We start from the raw sequence: 18,998 nt of genomic DNA, 5'->3' as shown, positions 1-18,998 counted from the left end.
TTCCGTGCTTAGCGCACGTTCTTCAGATACTGCTGGCCGAACGCGTCCTGCTGCGCGGCGAGCTTCTGCAGATCGACCGGCTTCACGCGGGCATAGTCGGTTGCGGGCAGGAACTTCGCAGCCACATCAGCTGGCATCGTGCTGGCACGCACCGGACGCAGGAACGCTTGCGCCCAATGTGCCTGGCCCTTGTCGGACAGCGTGTAGTCGATGACCTTCTTGCCGTTGTCGGCGTGCGGTGCGTTCTTCACGAGTGCGATCACGTAAGGCAGCGACACCGTGCCTTCCATCGGAATCACGAACTGCACGTTGGCGCGGTCCTTGTAGATCGCGCGGTAGGCGTTGAAGTCGAAGTCGATGAGGATGGGGATCTCACCCGAGAGCACGCGGGCATAGGCCGTTTGCTTCGGCACGATGGGCGCGTTGGCCTTGAGCTTCTGGAAGAAGCCGATGGCCGGGCCAAAGTTGTCCATCGAACCGCCGAGCGCCTGATTGGCGGCGATCGCGGCGGCATAGCCGGCGAATGCACTGCTCGGATCCAGATACCCCACCATGCCGCGATACTCCGGCTTGAGCAGGTCGGCCCACGAACGCGGCACCGGCTTGCCTTCCAGGGCGTCGCGGTTCACGAAGAAGCCCACCGTGCCCGAGTGGATCGTGGTCCACATGCCGTTCGGATCCTTCAGGTTTGCCGGCACCTGATCCCAGTTCGCCGGTTTGTACGGCGCGAGCAGCCCCTTCTTGCTGGCTTCGATAGCGGAAGTGATGCCGAGATACACGATGTCGGCCACCGGCGCCTTCTGTTCCGCGATCAACTGCGCCACAGCCTGGCCGGAGTTCTTGTTATCGAGCGGCACGCGAATGCCGGTGTCCTGTGCGATGGCCTTGACCTGACCGGCCCAGTCCGCCCATTCCGGCGGGCAGTTGTAGCAGATGGCGGTCTGCTGGGCGTGCGCGGCGCCAGCACCGAGCAGGGTGAAAAGCGCCAGCGTGCGAGCGGCGCGGGTGATCCAAAGCTTCATTTCTATGGGCTCCTGAATGTCTGAGCGTTGGCGGCACGGCGTGCTGCCGGATAAGTGCGGGCCTCGCGGCCGGATGCCTGATTGCCTCGGCCGGCGCTGCACTCTCTTTGTCGGAGCCAGTCGTCAGCCACTTTCCTTGCTAGTGCTTTTCCTGCAAATCCGTTCGATCCGTTCCGATACCACCTCAGCGAGGCTTGCCCGGCGGCGCGGCTACCGTGCCGCCGCGACGAATCTCGTGCGGCAGGATCAGCGCCTGCCCGAGCGAAGCGTCAGGCAATGTCGTTGCGACTCCGGTGCGTCCATCGCGCCCCTCGATCTGTGCGAGCAGTCGTTGCGCCGCGTGACGGCCGATGTCGACGCTGGGCTGCACGACCGTGGCGAGCGTCGGCGAGAGCAGTTCGCCCACGGCCAGACCGTCGAAGCCGAGCACCGACATGTCGTCGGGCACGCGCAGCCCCGCCTCGCGCAATGCACGCATCACGCCAAGCGCCAGCAGATCGTTGGAGCAGAACAGGGCCGTGGGGCGTGCGCCGTCGCGCTCGCGCTGCGCCAGCCATTCGCGCACCCGCTCACCGCGTGCCCCGCTGTTGAAATCGATTTCGAACGCCGGCAGCGGCGTCAGGCCGGCGGCTTGCATGGCGTCGCCATAACCGAGATAACGGCGCTTGGCGCGATCGGACGCATGCAGCGCCCCGGTCACCATCACGATGTCGCGATGCCCCGCCTCGATCAGCATGGCCACGCCCTGTGCGGCGGCAGCCCGGTTGTTCACCGACACGCAGGGCCGCTCGGGGGCATCGTTGTAGACAAGCTGACACGCCACGCCTTCGGCGGCGAGATCGTCGATGAGCGCGCTGTGTTCGGCGTCGGCGAGCGTGAGCAGCAGGCCGTCCACCCGCTGTTGCAGCAGAGTCTCGATGGCGTTGCGCTCACGCTCGGGGTCGTACTGGGTGGTGACGAGCAGCAAACGGCGCCCGGTGCCGTCGATGGCGGCTTCGATCCCTTCCAGACAATCGGCGAACACCGGATTGCCCAGCGTCGGCAGCATCACACCGATCAACCCCGTGCGCTCGCCGCGCAACTGGCGGCCCAACGCATTGGGACGGAATTTGAGCTCGGCAGCCGCCGCCTGCACGCGGGCCAGCGTCTCGGGACGGACCAATTGCGGCGAATTGAGGGCACGCGACACCGTCGCAATCGAACACCCCGCGCGCTGCGCCACGTCCCGTATGTCTGCCACACCCTGCTCCTTGTTATCGTGCCGCCAGAATTTGAAGTTGACGGATTTTACGTAAATGTAAACGTTTACGAAAACGTTTTCACTTCGGGATTCTATGGAGGCAATGTGATGGATTGATGACAGCGAGCGAACAACGGCCCATTCGCTGTCCGACGCATCGTCAGCGTTGGCGGGAGCCATCGACACGGCTCGACGCACATGCCGGATACCCAAGGCCGGTATGCCGCCTATACTGAAATTCCCCCCACACGCCGGGGCATGACAGCACCCCTTCCCCCTTCCTTCACTACCGGGATCGGCCATGAACGAATATCACTTCCTCACCTTGTGGCGGTTGACGGCACCGCTGGACGAAGTCTGGGATACGATTCGCGACGTCGACCACTGGGCACGCTGGTGGCCGTGCGTGCGTAACGTCCGCACGCTCGAGACAGGCGACGCCGATGGCGTGGGCGCCGTGCGGGAACTGACCTGGCATGGTGCGCTGCCCTACTCGCTCACGTTCGAGACACGCATCACCCACATCGAGCCGATGCGCGAGGTGCGCAGCGTGGCGACCGGCGAGGCCGAGGGCACTGGCGTGTGGCGCTTCGACACGGAAGGCTCGATCACCGTGGTGCGCTACGCCTGGGATGTGCACACGAAGCGCGCCTGGATGAACAAGCTCTCGCCCATCGCCCAGCCGCTGTTCCGCTGGAATCACAACTACGTCATGCGACGTGGCGGCGAGGGCCTCGCGGCGGTGCTCAACGCCCATCTGGCCGAATGCCTCGACACCGATCTGCCGCCTGCCGCCATCGGCGAAGAGCGCAATCCGCGCGATCTGCGCGAAGCCCGTTCGCGCATGAGTCACGACGCCCGTCATTGACCGCTCAGCTATTCCATTCAGGAATAGACGATCCGATAGATTTCATTATTTTTTATAACTCCGGATGCTTAGACTCGTAGGCATCCGGCGGTGGATCTATGGCGTCTCGACAACGCGCTGCCGCCCCGCAAAACATTCTGCTCCAGGAGACCTCGTGAGCCTTGCGACTCCGCCGCTGTTGCGGCACTACGTGGACGGCGCCTTCCTCGCCACCGACCGTCAGTTCGATAACGTGAGCCCCGTCGACGGACGGCTGGTCGCGAAAGTCTGCGAGGCCGACGCCGCAACGGTCGATCGGGCCGTCAGCGCCGCCCGTCGCGCCTTGCACGACGGCCCCTGGGGCAAAACCACGCCCGCCGAGCGTGCCGCCGTGCTGCACCGCATCGCCGATGGCATTCAGGCCCGCTTCGACGAGTTCGTCGCGGCCGAAGTCGCCGACACCGGCCGTCCCACCGAGCAGGCCCGCACGCTGGATATCGCCCGTGGGATCGCCAACTTCCGCATGTTCGCCGATCTCATCAAGACCGCCGGCAGCGAAATTTACGAAATGCGCGCAGCCGATGGCGGCGACGTGATGAACTACGTCACACGCAAGCCGCTCGGGGTAATCGGCATCATCTCGCCGTGGAACCTGCCCTTGCTGTTGTTCACGTGGAAGGTGGCGCCCGCGCTGGCCATGGGCAACTGCGTGGTCGCCAAGCCGTCGGAAGAAACGCCGTCGTCCGCCACGCTGCTCGCCGAAGTGATGGACGCCGCCGGCGTGCCCCCCGGCGTCTTCAATCTGGTTCACGGTTTCGGCCCGAACTCGGCGGGGGAATTCCTGACGAAGCATCCCGACGTGGCCGCAATCACCTTCACCGGCGAGTCGCGCACCGGCAGCGCCATCATGAAAGCCGTGGCCGACGGCGTGAAGGAAATCTCGTTCGAGCTGGGTGGCAAGAACGCTGCCGTGGTGTTCGCCGATGCCGACTTCGAGAAAGCCGTCGATGGCGTGGTCCGCTCGTCGTTCACCAACGCCGGTCAGGTTTGTCTGTGCTCCGAGCGTGTCTACGTCGAACGGCCGATCTTCGATCGCTTCGTCGCGGCACTGGCCGAGCGTGCCGCTGCCCTGCGCATCGACGCCCCGGACGCCCCCGGCGTGCAAATGGGCCCGCTCGTGTCGCGCAAGCACCGCGAGAAGGTGCTCTCCTATTACCGGCTGGCCGTGGAAGAAGGGGCAACGGTCGTCACCGGCGGTGATGTGCCCACCTTCGGCGACGCCCGCGACGAAGGCGCCTTTGTACAACCGACGGTGTGGACCGGCTTGCCCGATACGGCCCGCTGCGTTCGCGAGGAAATCTTCGGCCCGGTGTGCCACGTCGCGCCGTTCGACAGCGAAGACGAAGTGATCCGCCGGGTGAACGACAGCGACTACGGCCTTGCCGGTTGTGTGTGGACGGAAAACCTCTCGCGCGCGCACCGCGTGGCGCGTCAGTTCCAGACCGGCCTCGTATGGGTGAACACCTGGTTCCTGCGCGACCTGCGCACGCCATTCGGCGGGGTGAAGCTCTCCGGGCTGGGCCGCGAAGGCGGACGCCACTCGCTCGATTTCTATTCCGAAATCACCAACATCTGCATCAAACTGTGAGGCGACGGTGCGGCGGTATCGATGGGGGTCGAGACTGCCGCACCCGTGCGCCATTCTCAAAAAGCAGCACAACCGAATAAGTACGACGGAGACTGACAATCCATGAGCGCATCGCAAGACACCCAAGCCCGTGTCGTGGCCGGCAAGGCCAAACCGCGCGGCAAGTTCCCGCATATCAAACGTGCGGGCGACTTCCTGTTCGTCTCGGGCACCAGCTCGCGCCGTCCGGATAACACCTACGCCGGTGCCCAGGTCGATGCCCTGGGCGTGACGCAACTCGACATCCGCGAGCAAACGCGTGCGGTCATCGAGAACATTCGCGACATTCTCGCGAGCGAAGGCGCCACACTGGCCGACGTGGTCGAAGTCGGCTCGTTCCTTGTGAACATGAACGACTTCGGTGGCTACAACGAGGTGTATGGCGAATACTTCGACGAGAACGGCCCGACACGCACCACGGTGGCCGTGCATCAGTTGCCGCACCCGCTGCTGCTCATCGAAATCAAGTGCGTGGCCTACGCACCGCGCTCGCGCTAACGGCCGAGACCTCACCTGACGCGGCATGACCCGGGAGACAGCATGTTGACGTATGGCAAACCCTTCAATTTCCAGCGCTGGATCGACGATCACGCGCATCTGCTCAAGCCGCCCGTCGGCAACCAGCAGGTCTGGCAGGACAGCGATTTCATCGTGACGGTCGTGGGCGGACCGAACCACCGCACCGACTATCACGACGATCCGCTCGAGGAGTTCTTCTATCAGTTCAAGGGCAACGCGTGGGTCAATCTGTGGATCGACGGCCGCGCCGAGCGCATCGACCTCAAGGAAGGCGACATCTTCCTGTTGCCGCCGCACGTCCGCCACTCCCCACAACGCCCCGAAGCCGGCAGCCTGTGCCTCGTGATCGAACGCCAACGCCCGCCCGGCCTGCTCGACGGCTTCGAGTGGTACTGCCTGAAATGCGGCACGCAGGTGCACCGCGTGGAAGTGCAACTCAAGAGCATCGTGACGGACCTGCCGCCGCTGTTCGAAGCGTTCTACGGCTCCGAATCGCTGCGTCGTTGCCCGAGCTGCGGCGAGATCCATCCGGGCCGGGCCGCACAACCCAAAACCACCGCACCGGCGTCGGCCTGACCCGCCACGCCGCTCACAGAACCTCATACGTCACGTCATGAAGAAAATCGACATGCACGCCCACTTCTTCCCGCGCATCACGCAGGCAGAAGCGGCCCGTCTCGACCCCGCCACCGCGCCGTGGCTGCGCATCGACGACGGCGGCGAGACCGGCAACATCATGCTCGACGAGCGCGCCTTCCGTCCCGTCTACCGCGCCTTGTGGGACCCCGCACTGCGTGTCGAAGAACTCGACCGTCATGGCATCGATTTGCAAGTGGTCTGCGCCACGCCGATCATGTTCGGCTACCGCTACGACGCTCACGTGGTGATGGACTGGGTCCGGCGCATGAACGATCTGGCGCTGGAGCATTGCGCCTACGCCCCCACGCGGCTCAAGCCGATGGCGCAGGTGCCGTTGCAGCACCTCGATCTGGCATGCGCGGAAGCCTCGCGCGCCAAGGCCAGTGGCCATATCGGCGTGCAAATCGGCAATCACCTCGGTGACAAGGATCTGGACGACGAGCAGCTCGTAGCGTTCTTGCGGCACTGCGGCAACGAACACATCCCGGTGCTCGTGCATCCGTGGGACATGATGACCGACGGCCGCATGAAGAAGTGGATGATGCCGTGGCTCGTGGCCATGCCCGCCGAGACGCAACTCTCGATCCTCTCGCTGATCCTCTCGGGGGCCTTCGAACGTCTGCCCCGCTCGCTCAAGCTGTGCTTCGCCCACGGGGGCGGCGCCTTCCCCTATCTGCTGGGCCGCGCCGAAAACGCCTGGCATTGCCGCGACATCGTGCGCGCCGACAGCCCGCACCCGCCGTCCCACTATCTGGACCGCTTCTACGTGGACAGCGCCGTGTTCGACCCGCGCGCCCTGCGCCTGCTGGTTGACACCATGGGCGTGGAGCGCATCATGCTGGGCTCCGACCACCCGTTCCCGCTCGGCGAGCAGGACATCGGCCGTCTGGTGGCCGAACAGCCGGGGCTGGACGCCGCCGCGCGGCACCGCATTCTGGCAGCGAACGCCCTCGAGTTCTTCGGCCTGTAACTGGTGCTTTCCCGAGGTGTTTTTGAAATTGCTTGCCTACGCAAAAGGCGTCGTTTAGGCTGGGCACTGAAATATTTGACGCTTAAACAATTTAACTAGTCTGACGCGCCTGGCCTGCCATGACCGACGTGAAGAAGCGGTCAAGTATCCCGGCGCGAGTCCATCAACTGCAAGTGTTTGCCAGTTCCGGCTTAGTTTGGAGACCATGATGACGGGAACGAAGACCACGCAACGCAAAGCCATCGCCGTGCTGGGCGCCGTCGCCGCAGCCGCGGCGCTGTTTGCCTCGACCGGCGCATACGCTCAGGTAAAGATCGGCTTCATCGGCACGCTCTCTGGCCCGGGCGGTGCGCTCGGCCAGGATCAGTACGACGCTTTCATGCTCGCTATCGAGCAGAAGGGCGGCAAGCTGGGCGGCGTGCCTGTGCAGGTGATCAAGGAAGACGATCAACTCAAGCCCGACGTCGGCGTGCAGGCGGCCCAAAAGCTGGTGGAGCGCGACAAGGTTCCGCTCATCACCGGCGTGACGTTCTCGAACGTGATGATGGCCATCCACAAGAACGTGACGAACGCGGGCGTGGTCATGGTGGGCTCGAACGCCGGCCCGACGCCGATTGCCGGCGAACAATGTTCGCCGAACTTCTTCTCGACCTCGTGGGACAACGACGAACTGCATGAGGCCGGCGGTCAGCTCTCGACCGACCTCGGTTACAAGAAGATGTACGTGATGGCCCCGAACTATCAGGCCGGACGCGACGCCGTGAACGGCTTCAAGCGCGACTACAAAGGCCAGATCGTCGACGAGGTCTACACACAGGTCAACCAGCCGGATTACTCGGCGGAAATCGCCCAGTTGCAAGCCGCCAAGCCGGACGCCGTCTACGTGTTCTACCCGGGCGGCATGGGCGTGAACTTCGTCAAGCAATACCGTCAGGCCGGGCTGCTCGGCAAGATTCCGCTGATCTCCGTGTCGACCATCGACGGCTCGACCCTGCCCGCTCTCAAAGAGCAAGCCGTGGGCAGCATCACCAGCGCGCCGTACTCGCCTGACCTCGACAACGCGCAGAACAAGCAATTCGTCGCGGCCTTCCAGAAGAAATACAACCGTGTGCCGTCGATGTACGCCGCGCAGTCATACGACGCGGCGAACCTGATCGACTCCGCCCTCACGAAGACGAAGGGCAGCGTGGCCGACCGCGAGGCCCTGCGTGCCGCGCTCAAGGCCGCCGACTTCCAGTCCGTGCGTGGCTCGTTCAAGTTCGCGAGCAACCAGTTCCCGATCGCGCCGTTCTACCGCGTGGACGTCGTGAAGGACGGCAGCGGCGCAGCGTTTGCGAACAAGGGGAAGATCGAAATCAAGACGCGCGCCAATCTCGCGTCGATGTGCAAGATCCGCTCGTAAGCCGTCTGACGCATTTGCCTGCCTGTTTGCATCTGCAGTTCAACGTGGTCAACGTGGTATCGCGGGGCATCGCGCCCCCGCCATCTGCTATGTGTTGTCTGTGATGTAAGCCGCTGCGGCGGCGGGCCTGTTCGCTGACGCACGGCCCGACGTTGCGGCGGTTGCCGCCCCGGTTGCCGGCTCCCGACGCCATGCGTCGGCGAGCGCTGCCGTTGCACGACCCGAGCAATACCAGAGCACTATCGAGGGTTTATGAAGCGCTACCGCAATTTCGACGATGCCGAGCTGGATATTCAGTACAACGCTCGCGCCACGACCCCCAACGTCCTCGACATCCTGACGCAGTACGCCCAAGAGAGCGCGCACGCCCGTGCGACCACCCCCTGCGTTCTCGATGTCGCCTACGGGGATCACCCCGACGAAACACTGGACATTTTCCCGGCCCCGACCCCCGGCGCCCCCGTCTTCTTCTTCGTTCACGGCGGCTACTGGCGCGCACTGAACAAGAACGATTCGAGCAACATGGCGCCCGCCTTCACGCGCGCCGGCGCCACCGTCGTCACCATCAACTATTCGCTCGCGCCTGGCGCGTCGCTCGACACCATCGTCGACCAGACACGGCGCGCACTGGCCTGGGTGCATCGTCATATCGGCGAGCACCACGGCGACGCACGCCGCATTCATGTGTGCGGCAGCTCTGCCGGCGGCCACCTCGTGGGCATGCTGCTCGCGCAGGGCTGGCATGCGGAATACGGCGTGCCCGAAGACGTCATCGCCGGCGCCGCACCGTTGTCGGGCCTGTTCGACCTCACGCCGATTCCGTACACGCACATCAACGAGTGGATGAAGCTGTCCGAGGACGACGCGCGCCGCAACAGCCCGTACTTCCATCTGCCTGCGCGTGGCTGCCCGATCGTGGTGTCCTACGGCGAGACGGAGACGGCCGAGTTCAAACGGCAGAGCGACGACTACCTCGTGGCGTGGCGCGCTCAGGGATTCGCCGGCGAGTATGTGCCGATGCCCGGCACCAATCACTTCGATATCGTGCTCACGCTGAACGACACCGCCAGTCCGCTCACGCAAGCCATCTTCCGCCAGATGGGTCTGGCCCGGGAGGCGACATGAGTCTGACGCTTTTCATCATGCAGTGCCTGAACGGACTGCAACTCGGGGTGCTGCTGTTCCTGATGGCCGCCGGCCTCACGCTGGTGTTCGGCATCATGAACTTCGTCAACCTTGCCCACGGTTCGCTCTACATGATGGGGGCGTTCATCGCCGCCACCGTGTACAACCATACGGGTTCGTTCGCACTCGCCGCGCTCGCCATCCTCCCTGCGATGCTGTTGCTCGGCCTGATCGTCGAATTCGTCGCGCTCAAAACGCTGTACGACCGCGATCACCTCGATCAGGTGCTGGCGACCTTCGGTCTGATTCTGTTCTTCAATGAATTGGCGCGCATGATCTGGGGGCCGTCGCCGTACTACATGGAAGTGCCCGAGTGGCTCTCCGGCACGGTGAATCTGTTCGGGCTGGACTACCCGGCGTATCGCTTCCTCATCATCGTGGTGGGACTCGCGGTGGCGCTCGGTTGCTATCTGCTCATCCACCGCACGCGCATCGGCATGTTGATTCGTGCCGGGTCGACGCACCGCCAGATGGTCGGCGCGCTCGGCGTGAACATTGTGTTGCTCAACTCGCTGCTGTTCGGTCTCGGCGCGATTCTCGCGGGCATTGCCGGACTCATGGCCGGCCCCATTCTCTCGGTACAACCGGGCATGGGCGAACCGATCCTGATTCTCACCATGGTGGTGATCGTGATCGGCGGCATCGGCTCGGTGCGCGGCGCGTTCCTCGCCGCGCTGATTGTCGGCGTGGTCGATACGGTGGGACGCACCGCGTTGCCCACGCTGCTGCGCAGCCTGCTTGAGCGCAGCACTGCCGACACCGCCGGCCCCGCACTGGCGTCGATGCTCATCTACCTTGTGATGGCGGCGGTGCTTGCCGTGCGTCCGCAAGGCCTCTTCCCGGTCAAACACGGTTGACGATGGAAATGAAACTGAATCTTCGCACCGCCGTGCCGTTGCTGTTGCTAGCCGTGCTGGCGCTGGTGCCCCTTTACGCGACGTTTGCCCAGCAACCGTTCTATCTCACCCTGTTTGGCCGCATCGTGGTGTTCGCCATCGCGGCCGTCTCGCTGGATCTGATTCTCGGCTACGGCGGCATGGTCAGCTTTGGCCACGCGCTGTATCTCGGTCTCGGTGCGTATGTCGTCGGCATTCTCAGCTATCACGGTGTGGACAACGGCTTCGTGCATCTCGGTGTCACGCTGCTGCTGTGCGCGCTCGTCGGCGCCGTGACCGGCCTGCTCTCGCTGCGCACGACCGGCATTGCCTTCATCATGATTACGCTGGCATTTGCCCAGATGTTCTACTTCCTCGCCGTCAGCCTGAAGCAGTATGGCGGCGACGACGGTCTGCCGGTGGCCGCCGGCAGCCGCTTCGGCAGCGTGCCGCTCGACGACCCGGCCGTGCTGTACTACGCGGCGTTCACGGTGCTGTGTCTGTGTGTCTGGGGTGGCCGCCGGATGGTCGATGCCCGTTTCGGCATGGTGATTCGCGGTTCGCGCCAGAACGATCGACGCATGCGCGCACTCGGCTACCCGACGCTGCGCTACAAGCTCGTGGCCTACATCATCAGCGCCATGGTGTGCGGTGTGGCGGGCATGCTCTACGCCAACCTCACGCACTTCGTCTCGCCGGCGTACATGGCCTGGACAGCCTCGGGCGAACTGATCGTCATGGTCGTGCTCGGCGGGCTGGGATCGTTCTTCGGCCCGGTGCTGGGCAGCGCCGCCATGCTGCTGATCGAAGAATGGCTCAAGGGCATGACGGAACACTGGATGATCATCTTCGGGCCGCTCATCGTCGTGGCCGTCCTCGTCTCGCGACGCGGCCTGTACGGCCTGCTCGGCGACCTTCAGGTACGGCTCTCCCGCCGCGCCCGTCCCGTGGAGGGCAAAGCATGAGCCTGCTCAGAGTCGACCAACTGGTCAAACGCTACGGCGGGCTGACCGCCACCGATCACTTCTGCCTCGACGTCGCGCCCGGTGAGCTGCATGCCATCATCGGCCCGAACGGGGCGGGCAAGAGCACACTCATCGGCCAACTGGCAGGCGAATTGCGCTCCGACGAAGGCAGCATTCATTTCGACGGACGCGATATCACGGCCGTGCCGATCGAGCAGCGCGCCCGCGCAGGACTCGCGCGCTCCTATCAGATCACGTCCGTCTTCCGAGAATTCACGGCACTTGAAAACGTACTCGTGGCCGTGCAGGCGATGCAGGGCCATAGCTTCGGCTTCTGGCGGCCCGCGATTCGCGACGCCGCGCTGGTCGAACCGGCACGCGAGATTCTGGCGCGTACCGGTCTGGCGGCACGCATGCAGGTGCCCGCAAGTGCCCTCGCTCACGGCGAGCATCGTCAGCTCGAACTGGCCATGGCACTCGCCGGACGTCCAAAGCTGCTGCTGCTCGATGAGCCGATGGCCGGTATGTCGCAAGCCGAGTCCGAACAGATGACGCATCTGCTGGCGGACCTCAAGGGCGATTACGCCATCGTGCTCGTGGAACATGACATGGACGCCGTGTTCGCACTCGCCGACCGTATCACCGTGCTCGTCTATGGACGTGCCATCGCCTGCGGCGACGCCGACACCATCCGCAACGATGCGGGCGTGCGCGAAGCCTATCTCGGGGACGACACCCGCAACGAAATGCTGGGAGCGACCGCATGAGCCCCTTGTTGTCTTTGTCAGGCGTCGAGTCGTACTACGGCGCAAGTCAGGCGCTGTTCGGTATGCAGTTGGAGATCGAGCGGGGCGCATTCGTCACGCTGCTCGGCCGCAACGGGATGGGCAAGTCGACCACGGTGAAATCGATGACCGGCCTCATGCGCCCGGCACGGGGCGAGATCGTGTTCGATGGACAGCCCGTGCACACCAGTCCGTCACACCGCATTGCACGCGCCGGCATGGGACTCGTGCCCGAGGGACGCCAGATTTTTCCCACGCTGACGGTGCGCGAAAACCTCGTAGCCACAGCGAGCAATCGTCATGGCGCCAGTTCGCCATGGACACTCGAGCGCATCTATGGCCTGTTTCCGCGACTGCGCGAACGTGAGAAAAACCTCGGGAGCAATCTGTCCGGCGGTGAACAACAGATGCTCGCCATCGGCCGTGCGCTGATGACGAATCCGAAATTACTCATTCTTGACGAAGCGACGGAAGGGTTGGCGCCGCTCATTCGCGGTGAAATCTGGCAATGCCTGAAGCAACTTAAAGGCAGCGGCTTGTCGATCCTTTGCATCGACAAGAATCTGGCCCCCATGCTCGAACTCGGCGACCGTCACTACATCGTCGACAAGGGCCGTGTGGCTTGGCAGGGCGACTCGCCGAGCCTGCGACAGGCGCTCCCGGAATTGCAGACTTATCTGGGCGTTTAAGGCGTACATCACCCTGCGTACCTCACTTTTCTGCGTACACTCTACGGCACCTCGAACCACGAGGTGCGTAGTACTCGATAGGTGTCAGACGCGAAAATCCGGTGTGTTTTGTGAAAGCACCCGGTGGAACTCTGTGGTGCAATCGATGCCGCTTGATCGACTTCGCAAGCGCCCTCTTCTCACCACTTATCGACACCCGGGTAGGACTATGGCTTACTCCAATACGCCTTCGAATCCCTTCCGCTGGCTACTATCGCAGGACACCGGTGCGCCGCAGCCCACCGAGCCGGCACACGTCAAGAACGGCCTTCCGGCGGATCTTCCGCTCAACATCAAGGAGCTACCTCGCACCCCGCTCCCCAAGCTGGAAATATTTCCTGACGAGTTGCTGGCGTTGCGCAAGCATCTGGGCATGTCGCGCAATGTCTTCGCGCACTACTTGCGTACCAATCCGCGTACGCTCGAAAACTGGGAACAAGGACGCGCCCGTCCCAACGCTCAGGCTGCGTGCCTGATTCGACTCGTGCAACAGAATCCTGGACTTGTCTCATCGCTTGCCCGTCTCTGAAACACAGGAAAAAAGGCGGCATGCCAATGCATCGGCATGCCGCCTTTTTTATTTCCGGGAACGCGACAGCGTGGATGTCGTGAACGGCCGACGCCGCCAATTACGGCTTGAGACCGCAAACCTCGCGAAGACAGGCAACGAAACGTTCGCAGGCCGGACTTGGCTGCTTGTCGGTACGCAGCGAATACCCCACATCGCCAAAGCTGCCCGGCACCGTATCGGCCAACACGCGCAGCAGCCCCGATCCCACAAACGGCGTGGCGGCCGCACGCGGCATGAGCGCGACACGAGGCGTCTCTAGCATCAACCCGATATTGGTGAGAACAGAGAGCGATTCGACCACGTCTTCGGGCAACGCAAGCCCCGCATCGTGGAACAACCGCTCGGCAGCGAGGCGCGACGGCGACTCGGGCACCGGCAGAATCCATGCCCCATCACGCAGTTCCGCCAGCGGTACGCGCTCAGGGGACTGCGTCCAGTGACGTTTGCCACCGACGACGCAGAGCGACTCGTTGAAAAGGATTTCATGCGTGAGGGCGAAGGCATTGGCGACGGGGAGCGCCCGCTCGGGCAAACGTCCCACGACAATATCGAGATCCCCGCTGGCAAGCGCCGGGAAGAGTTGCGCGGTGGTCGCCTCGCGCACCGTGACGAGCACACCGGGGGTTTGCGACTTCAGCAAGGCAATCGTGCGCGGCAGCAGATCGGCAGCGGCCGAGATCAGCGTACCGACGATCACATGTCCGCTGGTGCCTGCACTAAATGCGTTCACCTCGTCCGTGAGGTACCGCAGCTCAGCCATCAGCGATTTCACACGATGGCCCAGCAATTCGCCCAGTTCCGTGGGTTGCATGCCGCGATTGCTGCGCACGAAAAGCGGCCCTTCAAAGCAGGCCTCCAACTCGTGCACGATCTTGCTCACGGCCGGCTGCGTGAGGCCGGTCTCGTTGGCGGCGCGCACGAGCGAGCCCGTCTCGAGCACGCGATCGAACACCTGAAGTTGATGGAACTTGAGCTTTCGCCCGAGATTGAGGGCAGTCCAGGGAAGTGAGCGCATCGGCGTCCTGTTCAGGCCGCCGCCGCAGAACCGGACGGCATCGCGGGATCCACTCCCTGCGGTGCTGTTGCCGACTCCGCCGACTCTGCGGGTTCTGCCGACAGGAACGCGGCCAGAAACTCTTCGAGCATGGCCACGTCCGGCAACGACGCCGGATTGACGTGATGATTGACGAGGCATCCGTCGAACGTCAGCACGAGCATGTCGACCAGGCGCGCGCGCCGCACGCCATCACGCGCAAGGCTGGGCGCACATGCCGCCAGCATGCTCGACAGGCGCTCGCGAAACCACTGCAAGAGCGCAGGATCGTAAGGATCGCCCGGCGTCACGGTGGCCAGTGCCTGGACCAGATTGTGCGAAAAGCCGTTGTCGAGCCTGGGTGTGCGGACCAACAGGCCGCCGAGCAACGTGCGCATTCTCGCATGGGCACCGTGGGCGGCCATCACTTCGGCTTCCAGCGCGGTGATACGCGCCTTGAACCACGTCTCGTAGACGCAGAAGAAGACCTGCAGCTTCGCGGTGAAATAGCTGTAGATGTTCGCGTGCGAAATACCTGCCCGCTTGGCGATCTGCACCATCGTCGTGTCGACGTAACCCCGCTCCAGAAACAGAGCGTGCGACGCTTCGAGAATGGCCAGACGAATGTCTTCTTTCTTGACTTGTGGCATGTGTAAGCCTGCGCGGATAGGCCGAGCACCTCGATCAAAATATTCTCAACGTCCGCTGAAGCCGATACCGAACGTCAGCGGGCACAGTATGCCAGCGCAAACGCAGCTTGCGGCGAAAACTAAGCGCAAACACTCCCCCGGACTTTCCCGATATTTCAACGCATACAACGTGGATTGCGATGACAGACATCGCGTAATGCGCCGAGTTATCGCGTAATAGATGCACGGTACGCCGGGCAACGCGAGGCACTGCCTTACGCCTCGGATATTTCAAAATTGAACAATTTCGATGTCATGTTTCGTCACGTGACCGCTCTGCCCCGTCGTGATCGACATATATGAAAGCGAATATGCAAACGCATACGAACCTCCCCAGAAGTCACGCACTTTGCGTACACATCGTCAGCGCATTCCTACATTGATTCGGACTACGTCGTATACGTAGTCATCAATGTGCACCGCAATAATCCTGCGCCCCCCTTGCCAGCAGGGGCTACCAAAGCGCCATTACAAACTCTTACAAGATCTGGCGATCCAAATTCCGCAACTTGCGTCCAACATGAGTCGATCCATGACGACGAGCGGGGCAAACACCGCTCTCAATAGGAGGTCAGGATGAGAACGAATGCTGAGAAGCGGACATCGGCGCACGATGCGAAGACACGTATCGTCAAAGCCACTGCCGCGACCGGGCTGACGGCTGTGCTGCTCACGCTTGCCGGTTGCGCCTATGAGCCGCCGCCGCAACCGCGCTTGCCGTACCGAGGCAACGAAACGACGAATCCCGCGTATCAGCCGAACTGCGGGCCGCCGCCTTATGCAGCCGGTTCGCCGTGCAGCCCCTACGCGGCGCCACCGTCTCCGGCACCGGCGACCGACGCCTATGGACGCCCATACCCGCCGACCGATGGCTATGGCCGACCGTACCCGTCCGACGCTCAGGGCCGCCCGTATCCGCCGCCACCGCCGCCACCGGCTTATCGGGAAACCTATCCTGCCAATGGGGCGGGTGCCCCGACTCCGGGTTCCGAAACTGCGCACTAGACCGACATTGATTCGCGTCTTGGCACCGCGCGTTGATCGCGTGATCCGCACATGCCGACGGGATGGCATCCCTCCCTTCGGCACAGGCAGCGACGGCGGTTATCGAATAGCAGGCTGAGCTCTCACCCGGCCTGCGCGTCCAGGGGCCTAACGCCCCATTGAAGGAGTCATACGTCATGAAAACCACACAACGATGGACCTCGCACATTGCACATCTCTCACGCTCGGCCGCACCGATTCTCGTCGGCGCCGCGCTGATCGGCACGCTGGCGGGTTGTGGCGGCATGACGCCGCGCGAGTCGCGTAATACGGCCGTCGGTGCCGGCGTGGGCGCGCTCGGTGGCGCCCTTATCTCGGGCGGCGACCTCGGCACCACCGTGGGCGGCGCCGTCGTCGGCGGCGTGATCGGTAACGTCATCACGGACGATCGCCATCGTCGCTGATGCATGCCGCTTCACGTCGACCCTCGCCGGCACCGTTCTCGGGCGTCAGGCGTCTCTCGCGGCATGACAAGCGCGAAACGCCTGACGCCGTCATTGCTCAGGAAATAAGGAGAAGCGCGAAATGACCTCCCAAGACACACTCCACCAACGAACGCTTCGCACACTCGCCGCGCGACGCGTTGCACGTCGCACGCTCGCCGCCGTCACGCTGTGCGCCGGCGCAGCCGCACTGTCGCTCGCGGCCATCCCCGCCCATGCGCAGGGCAATCCGGTGAATGGCGTCGTACCGTCAACGCCGACACCTCCCGCGCCCCCGACCGGGCCGGACTACGGCGATGCAGCCGATCAGAACGCCGCACTCGGCCTGTACCTGCAACGCTCGTTCGATGCCATCGACACCAATCGCGACGGCAAGATCGACCGCAACGAATGGACCGTCTATCAGCGCAGTCAATTGCAGGCACGCCGTGCAACGTTCGAGCGCTATTTCAAAGCGGCCGACAAGGATGGCGACGGCTATCTGAGCCGCGACGAAGTGGCCGCCGCCGAGCCGTTTCTGTACCAGCATTTCGACCAGATCGATGTGAATCGCGACGGCAAGCTTTCACCGGCCGAGATTCGCGCCTACTTCCGCCGTTACTATCACGAGCGCGAACAGGCCGACGCCGCAACAACCAAACCCTGAACCATCGTTCGTCTCGCCTAAAAAAATACGCCACGGCATGCCGTGGCGTATTGGTTTTCCCTGCCGGTGCGCGGCCTGTCACCGCCGCGCACGTCGGGCACGTTTTACACGTGGAAGAACTCGGCGATGATCGCCGCGCCCAGGAACGTACCAGCGTTGGCGAGGAACGACACGACCACGATGCGCCAGCCCAGGCGACGGAACGCGGGCACGTCCTTGGCGACCGACAGACCCGCATAGGTCAGCATCGGCGTGACCAGTGCGAGGAAGTTGATCTTGCCCGTGAACTGCTCGACGACCGGCGCGAACGGGAACGCCGGCGAGGTCAGGAACATGGCGATCAGCGACACCCAGCACACGGCCGGCACCTTGCGACGCGTGACGAAGTACAGCACTTCGCCAACGATCACTGCACCGATGATGATGAGCATGCCCGGGACACCGTCGAGGAACGGCGTCTTGAAGGCCATGCTGTTACCGATGAGCGCGAGCGCGCCCGAGAACACCCAGGCAAACAGACGTGCACCGAAATTCATCTCGACGGTGTGCGCCTTGCTGGCCTGCTTGAGTTCCTTGGCGGCTTCGGCGTCGGCCACGGCAGCGGCTTCGGCGTTGGCACGGCCACGGCGGCTCATGCGGCCCAGCACCGGCTCCATCACGCGATAGCCCCAGACGGCAAGCGGCAGCGAGATAAACAGCGTGAAGTACGTGCCGATGGTCGTCGTAATCAGGTTCGATGCGGCGGCGAACGTGGCGACTTCCTTGGCGACTTCCGGGGTTTGCTGTGCGGCAATGGCACCGGCAGCCGCGGCCATCATCGAGCCCGAGCCCACACCGGCGCCCATCGCGAGCGAATGCGGATGGAACAGGTTCAGGCTGGCGACGAAACCGGCGAACAGCGAGATGAACACGGCACCGAAGATCGTGCCCGTCAGGTACTCGGCCAGCACACCACGGCCTTCCGGCGAGTCGAAACCGTACTTCTCGCCGATGATGGCGAGGCTCGGCTCACGGCCGACCGAGAAGGTCGCGCCGATCGCCTCACGCTTGATGCCGAGCATCAGCGCAACCGGCAGACCCAGGATGATCGTGCCCACGAAGTGGCCGAACTCCTGGAACACGAGCGCCCAGCCCGCGGCGACGAGCTTGGGCAGCGAACCGCCCACGAGCAGGCCCAGCTTTGCCACGAAGAGCAGCAGCGCCGGTTGCAGAATGGCGGCAGCGCGGTGCTGCATCGGCAGGTCGATCTGCGCGAAGCGCGGCAGACGCGCCTGCGACAGGCCCAACGCCGCGCCGAGCAGCAACGCCCAGACCATCGGCAACAACACGATCTTCCCGTGACCGGCCTTAATGCTGATCGCCCCGATCAACTCCGCGATCACGAGAATCACGATTGCCCAAACATACAGGCGCACGCCATCGCTGAAGGCGCCCCCTTGCGGCTTGGCCGCGTTTTGTTCCATGACTGCCATCTGGGTCTCCACTGCACTTGCTATTGAACCGGTCCGGTGCCCTCCGGTGCCCCGGAAAAGACGCGAACATTTCGGTGGTTAAGGAAATTCGGCGCACGGCCCGCACGGTCGCAAAACCAGCAGACCTCTCCCCTTACGACGCCCAAAAGAGCGCCATATTGACACGCCTCGGTGACAGCAACAGCGTTCCGCGCCGAACCACCCGAGGGCGGCATTATACGCGGTCAAAATAGCGG

At 63.7% G+C, this 18,998-nt stretch carries 20 protein-coding genes; 15 read left to right on the top strand and 5 right to left on the bottom strand.

Translation table 11 applies throughout. The features are described from left to right. Window positions 1-8 precede the first annotated feature (8 nt). Entirely contained in the window at window positions 9-1,022 is a 1,014-nt protein-coding gene (locus tag PI93_RS10970; protein WP_039368101.1) for an extracellular solute-binding protein, read from the bottom strand. Window positions 1,023-1,206: 184 nt separating this feature from the next. Further along, the gene (locus PI93_RS10965) at window positions 1,207-2,262 is read right to left on the bottom strand and encodes a LacI family DNA-binding transcriptional regulator (RefSeq protein ID WP_039368103.1); all 1,056 of its coding nucleotides are present in this window, start codon (window positions 2,260-2,262) and stop codon (window positions 1,207-1,209) included. 301 nt (window positions 2,263-2,563) lie between these two features. Here PI93_RS10965 and PI93_RS10960 point away from each other — a divergent pair, with 301 nt between their 5' ends. From PI93_RS10960 to PI93_RS10905, 12 genes are all read left to right on the top strand, one after another. After that, the gene (locus tag PI93_RS10960) at window positions 2,564-3,130 is read left to right on the top strand and encodes an SRPBCC family protein (protein WP_039368105.1); all 567 of its coding nucleotides are present in this window, start codon (window positions 2,564-2,566) and stop codon (window positions 3,128-3,130) included. Between the two features lie 154 nt (window positions 3,131-3,284). Beyond that, the gene (locus PI93_RS10955) at window positions 3,285-4,757 is read left to right on the top strand and encodes a 2-hydroxymuconic semialdehyde dehydrogenase (RefSeq protein ID WP_039368107.1); all 1,473 of its coding nucleotides are present in this window, start codon (window positions 3,285-3,287) and stop codon (window positions 4,755-4,757) included. 102 nt (window positions 4,758-4,859) lie between these two features. Further along, window positions 4,860-5,294 carry a RidA family protein gene (locus tag PI93_RS10950; protein ID WP_039368109.1) on the top strand — a complete coding sequence of 145 codons (435 nt, stop codon included), beginning with the start codon at window positions 4,860-4,862 and terminating at the stop codon, window positions 5,292-5,294. Between the two features lie 42 nt (window positions 5,295-5,336). Continuing rightward, a complete protein-coding gene (locus tag PI93_RS10945; protein WP_039368112.1) occupies window positions 5,337-5,891 on the top strand; it encodes a 3-hydroxyanthranilate 3,4-dioxygenase in 555 nt (184 codons plus the stop codon). A 37-nt stretch (window positions 5,892-5,928) separates the two neighbouring features. After that, a complete protein-coding gene (locus PI93_RS10940) occupies window positions 5,929-6,924 on the top strand; it encodes an amidohydrolase family protein (protein ID WP_039368114.1) in 996 nt (331 codons plus the stop codon). Between the two features lie 208 nt (window positions 6,925-7,132). After that, on the top strand, window positions 7,133-8,326 hold the full coding sequence (locus PI93_RS10935; protein ID WP_039368115.1) for an ABC transporter substrate-binding protein: 1,194 nt from the start codon (window positions 7,133-7,135) through the stop codon (window positions 8,324-8,326). A gap of 252 nt (window positions 8,327-8,578) precedes the next feature. After that, the gene (locus PI93_RS10930) at window positions 8,579-9,451 is read left to right on the top strand and encodes an alpha/beta hydrolase (protein WP_039368117.1); all 873 of its coding nucleotides are present in this window, start codon (window positions 8,579-8,581) and stop codon (window positions 9,449-9,451) included. Beyond that, the gene (locus PI93_RS10925) at window positions 9,448-10,368 is read left to right on the top strand and encodes a branched-chain amino acid ABC transporter permease (protein ID WP_039368120.1); all 921 of its coding nucleotides are present in this window, start codon (window positions 9,448-9,450) and stop codon (window positions 10,366-10,368) included. The genes PI93_RS10930 and PI93_RS10925 overlap by 4 nt, the downstream gene beginning before the upstream one ends. Window positions 10,369-10,376: 8 nt before the next feature. Continuing rightward, window positions 10,377-11,351 carry a branched-chain amino acid ABC transporter permease gene (locus PI93_RS10920; protein WP_039368176.1) on the top strand — a complete coding sequence of 325 codons (975 nt, stop codon included), beginning with the start codon at window positions 10,377-10,379 and terminating at the stop codon, window positions 11,349-11,351. After that, complete coding sequence (locus PI93_RS10915; RefSeq protein WP_039368123.1) at window positions 11,348-12,118, top strand: ABC transporter ATP-binding protein; 771 nt, start codon at window positions 11,348-11,350, stop codon at window positions 12,116-12,118. Before PI93_RS10920 ends, PI93_RS10915 begins: the two co-directional genes overlap by 4 nt. Next, window positions 12,115-12,825, top strand: coding sequence for an ABC transporter ATP-binding protein (locus tag PI93_RS10910; RefSeq protein WP_039368125.1), 711 nt, complete (start codon window positions 12,115-12,117; stop codon window positions 12,823-12,825). Before PI93_RS10915 ends, PI93_RS10910 begins: the two co-directional genes overlap by 4 nt. 208 nt (window positions 12,826-13,033) lie before the next feature. Further along, window positions 13,034-13,393: a helix-turn-helix domain-containing protein gene (locus PI93_RS10905; protein ID WP_010805833.1), complete on the top strand. Its 360-nt coding sequence runs from the start codon at window positions 13,034-13,036 to the stop codon at window positions 13,391-13,393. Between the two features lie 100 nt (window positions 13,394-13,493). On the opposite strand, the gene PI93_RS10900 is transcribed toward PI93_RS10905, so the two are convergent. After that, entirely contained in the window at window positions 13,494-14,450 is a 957-nt protein-coding gene (locus tag PI93_RS10900; protein WP_039375762.1) for a LysR substrate-binding domain-containing protein, read from the bottom strand. Window positions 14,451-14,461: 11 nt separating this feature from the next. Then, window positions 14,462-15,118, bottom strand: coding sequence for a TetR/AcrR family transcriptional regulator (locus PI93_RS10895; protein WP_052241144.1), 657 nt, complete (start codon window positions 15,116-15,118; stop codon window positions 14,462-14,464). 615 nt (window positions 15,119-15,733) lie between these two features. Between PI93_RS10895 and PI93_RS10890 the strand changes: the two genes are divergently transcribed. From PI93_RS10890 to PI93_RS10880, 3 genes are all read left to right on the top strand, one after another. After that, complete coding sequence (locus PI93_RS10890) at window positions 15,734-16,162, top strand: hypothetical protein (RefSeq protein WP_039375768.1); 429 nt, start codon at window positions 15,734-15,736, stop codon at window positions 16,160-16,162. Between the two features lie 176 nt (window positions 16,163-16,338). Continuing rightward, complete coding sequence (locus tag PI93_RS10885; RefSeq protein ID WP_236105602.1) at window positions 16,339-16,605, top strand: glycine zipper 2TM domain-containing protein; 267 nt, start codon at window positions 16,339-16,341, stop codon at window positions 16,603-16,605. A 121-nt stretch (window positions 16,606-16,726) separates the two neighbouring features. Next, on the top strand, window positions 16,727-17,290 hold the full coding sequence (locus PI93_RS10880; RefSeq protein ID WP_052241145.1) for an EF-hand domain-containing protein: 564 nt from the start codon (window positions 16,727-16,729) through the stop codon (window positions 17,288-17,290). 104 nt (window positions 17,291-17,394) lie between these two features. Here the strand turns inward: PI93_RS10880 and PI93_RS10875 are convergent, their stop codons facing one another. Then, complete coding sequence (locus PI93_RS10875; protein ID WP_144400430.1) at window positions 17,395-18,762, bottom strand: DUF3100 domain-containing protein; 1,368 nt, start codon at window positions 18,760-18,762, stop codon at window positions 17,395-17,397. Between the last annotated feature and the right edge of the window lie 236 nt (window positions 18,763-18,998).

Source organism: Pandoraea fibrosis (assembly GCF_000807775.2).
Classification (GTDB): domain Bacteria; phylum Pseudomonadota; class Gammaproteobacteria; order Burkholderiales; family Burkholderiaceae; genus Pandoraea; species Pandoraea fibrosis.
This window is presented reverse-complemented; position numbering and strand designations above follow the sequence as displayed.